General features: G+C 66.9%; 1 protein-coding gene. It reads left to right on the top strand.

Going from position 1 to position 780, the window contains the following annotated elements:
- A partial coding sequence (locus Q0L15_RS17660; RefSeq protein WP_296605773.1) for a GTP-binding protein occupies positions 1-780 on the top strand: 780 nt, incomplete at both ends.

The raw sequence follows: 780 nt of genomic DNA, 5'->3' as shown, positions 1-780 counted from the left end.
CGGCATCATGGCGCACATCGACGCCGGCAAGACCACCACCACCGAGCGCATCCTCTTCTACACCGGCATCACCTACAAGATCGGTGAGGTCCACGAGGGCGCAGCCACGATGGACTGGATGGAGCAGGAGCAGGAGCGCGGCATCACCATCACGTCCGCCGCGACGACCTGCTGGTGGAAGAACCACCAGATCAACATCATCGACACCCCGGGCCACGTGGACTTCACCGCCGAGGTCGAGCGCTCGCTGCGCGTCCTCGACGGCGCGGTCGCGGTGTTCGACGGCGTCGCTGGTGTCGAGCCGCAGACGATGACGGTGTGGCGGCAGGCCAACAAGTACGCCGTGCCCCGCATGTGCTTCGTCAACAAGCTCGACCGCACCGGCGCGGACTTCTTCCGCTGTGTCGACATGATGGTCGAGCGCCTCAACTCCACCCCGCTGGTCCTCCAGCTGCCGATCGGTGCCGAGTCCGACTTCCTCGGCGTCATCGACCTGGTCGGCATGCGCGCGCTCACCTGGCGCGGCGAGACCAAGATGGGCGAGGACTACGAGGTCGAGGAGATCCCCGCGGAGCTGGCCGAGCAGGCCGCCGAGTACCGCGAGAAGCTCCTCGAGACCCTCTCCGAGGCCGACGACGACGTCATGGAGAAGTACCTCGAGGGCGAGGACTTCACCGTCGAGGAGCTCGAGGCCGCGATCCGTCGCGCCACGCTGGCCGACAAGGTCAACCCGGTGCTGTGCGGCACCGCGTTCAAGAACAAGGGCGTCCAGCCCCTGCT

The sequence above is a fragment of the Nocardioides sp. genome (assembly GCF_024509035.1).
In the GTDB taxonomy this organism is placed as follows: Bacteria; Actinomycetota; Actinomycetes; order Propionibacteriales; family Nocardioidaceae; genus Nocardioides.
Note: the sequence above shows the minus strand (reverse complement) of the source record. Positions and strands in the feature narration are given on the sequence as shown.